The sequence below is a fragment of the uncultured Fretibacterium sp. genome (assembly GCF_938030725.1).
Classification (GTDB): domain Bacteria; phylum Synergistota; class Synergistia; order Synergistales; family Aminobacteriaceae; genus Fretibacterium.
Genome location: NZ_CALHIQ010000108.1, coordinates 1 through 2,867 on the forward strand (window position 1 = coordinate 1; position 2,867 = coordinate 2,867).

Here is a 2,867-nt window from a genome sequence, read left to right on the forward strand (position 1 = left end):
CGCCGCCACAAGGCGGGCCCGATTTGGGGTGATCTCGTCAAAGGCCCCCGCCTTGATGAGGTTCTCGATCATCGCCCGGTTCATGTCGTGCAGGTCCACGCGGCGCAGGAAATCCCACAGGGACTTGAAGGGCCCCTCCTCCCGCGCCTTGACGATGGTTTCCACCGCGTTATGCCCGACCCGCAGGACGGCCCCAAGCCCGAAGCGAATCACGTCACCGACGGCGGTGAAGCTCTCCATCGAGGAGTTGACGTCCGGCGGCAGGACCGAGATGCCGCTCTGACGCACCTCGCGCACGTAGTGTCCTAGGACGTCCTTCTTGGACTTCATCTGGCTCGACAGGTAGGACGCCAGGAACTCTGCCTTGTAGTTCGCCTTCAGGTACGCCGTCTGGTAGGACACGAGGGCGTAGGCCGCGCTGTGGGATTTGTTGAAGCCGTATCCGGCGAACTTCTCGATCAGGTCGAAGATGCCCGAAGCCGTCTTCTCGTCGATGCCCTTTTGGCAGGCGCCCTCAGTGAACTTGGCCCTCTGCTCCTGCATGACCTCGACCTTCTTCTTCCCCATGGCGCGGCGCAGCAGGTCCGCCTCGCCAAGGGTGTACCCGGCCAGCACGGACGCGGACTGCATCACCTGCTCCTGGTAGAGGATGACGCCGTAGGTGTCCTTCAGCACGTCCTCCAGCATGGGGTGTGGGTACTCCAGCTTCGCCTGGCCGTGCTTGCACTTGATGTACTGATCCACCATACCGCTGTCGAGGGGCCCGGGGCGGTACATGGCCAGCGCCGCCACCAGGTCGTCAAAACAGTCGATCCGGAGCTTGCGAAGCATCCCCCGGATGCCATCCGATTCCAACTGGAAGACCCCCATGGTGTCCGCCTCCTGGAGGAGCTTGTAGGTGGCCGGGTCGTCCATGGGGAGATTCAGCAGGTCCGGCGGATTTTTGCCGTTGAGCCTGATGTTCTCCACCGCCTCCTCGAGGATGGAGAGCGTCTGGAGTCCCAGGAAGTCCATCTTCACCAGGCCCAGTTTCTCGACGGGCTCCATCGTGAACTGGGTCACCGTCTGGGTGACGTCCAGCTCTCCGTCCGAAGCCGACGGGGCCGTGGATTTGATGCGGCGAATGGGCACCAGGTCCGTGATGGGAACGGGAGTGATGACGACACCCGCCGCGTGCTGGGAGGCGTGGCGCGCCAGCCCCTCAATGTGTTCCGCCGTCCTCAGCACGTTTTTGATCCGCGGGTCCTCCTCCGCGAGCTCCGTCAGCTCCGGCGTCCGCTCAAGGGCTTCGTGGATGCTCTTGGCGTCGGCGGGAATCAGCTTTGCGACCCTGTCCATCAGAGCGTACTCCATCCCCACGGCACGCCCCACATCCTTCACCGCCTGCCGGCTCTTCATGCGGCCGAAGGTGATGATCTGGGACACCCGGTCGCTCCCATAGCGTTCCACGATGTACTTCAGGAGCTGCTCGCGCCCGCGGTCCGATACGTCGGTGTCGATATCGGGCATGCTGATGCGCTCCGGGTTCAGAAAGCGCTCAAACAGCAGGTTATACTTCAGGGGGTCCAGCTCCGTGATGCGCAGGCTCCAGGCCACGAGGGACCCCGCCGCTGAGCCGCGCCCTGGGCCAATGGGGATCCCCCGCTCTTTTGCCGCCTGAATGATCCCGGCCACGATCAGGAAGTAGGCGGAGAAGCCCATCCGGGTGATGACGTTCAGCTCGTACTCCAGGCGTTCCGCATACTCTGCGGGCGGTGTGTCCACGTTCAGACGCATCCTGAGCCCCGCCCTTGCCTCCTCCTCGAGGTGGGAGTCCAGCGTCATCCCCTCCTGAAGTTCGAGGCTCGGCAGCATGTAGTGCCCCGTCTTGAGCTTCATGTCCACGCTGCACCGCTCGGCGATCGCCACCGTGTTGTCGAGTGCCTCGGGCACCTCCGTCCCGAAGATGGCGTCCATCTCCTCTGGAGAGCGCAGGTAAAAATCGTTGACGCTGAAGCCGAAGGCGTCGTCCGTATCGTCCGCACGGGTATTGATGCGGAGCAGGATCTTGTGCCATTCGTAGTCCTCCGCGTTAAGGTAGTGGGCGTCGCTCGTCGCGATCAGGGGAATGCCCGTGTCCTTTGAGATGCGGATCAACGCCTTGTTCACCACAGCCTGTTCCGGAAGGGTGTTGGACATGATCTCCAGGAAGTAGTTTCCCTTCCCCATAATGTCCTGGTAGAGCAGAGCCAACTTGGCGGCCTCATCCTCCCGGCCCTGCAGGATCAGCTGGGGCACCTCTCCCGCCAGACAAGCGGAGGAGGCGATGATGCCCTTGGCGCAACTGGCCAGAAGGTCGTGGTCGATTCGCGGCTTATAATAGAAGCCGTCCGTGTTAGCGATGGAAACGAGCTTGACGAGGTTGCGATACCCTTCTTCGTTCTCGGCGAGGAGGATGAGGTGGTTGTTCTTCCCCTTCTTTTCCCTTGAACGATAGCCGTCGGGGTCCACGTAGATCTCGCAACCCAGGATCGGCTTCACTCCAGCGGCGCGGCAGTTCTCATAAAACTCGACGGCGCCGTACATGACGCCGTGGTCCGTCATGGCGACCGCCGGAACGCTCCAGTCCGCCACCTTTGCGGCAAGCTGCTTCGTCCTGATGGCTCCGTCCAGCAGGCTGTATTCCGTATGGACGTGCAGGTGTACAAAAGGCCGGGTCATTGATTATTCATCGTCCTCTCCAGCTTCTTCCATCTTTTCTCTGGCCGCCTCGTCCGCCTCGCGGCGCACCAGCACGACCTCGCCCTTCATCAGTACCGACAAATCGTGGACCAGTCCATCGAAGGGCAGGTCGGATACAAGCCTTTCCTCCTTGGGTGACCCATTTT

The 2,867-nt window shown here is 62.1% G+C and carries 1 protein-coding gene; it reads right to left on the bottom strand.

The window, feature by feature from the left end:
- On the bottom strand, positions 1–2,700 hold a 2,700-nt coding region (gene dnaE, locus Q0629_RS06495), incomplete at its 3' end, for a DNA polymerase III subunit alpha (protein WP_298780418.1).
- Positions 2,701–2,867 lie beyond the last annotated feature (167 nt).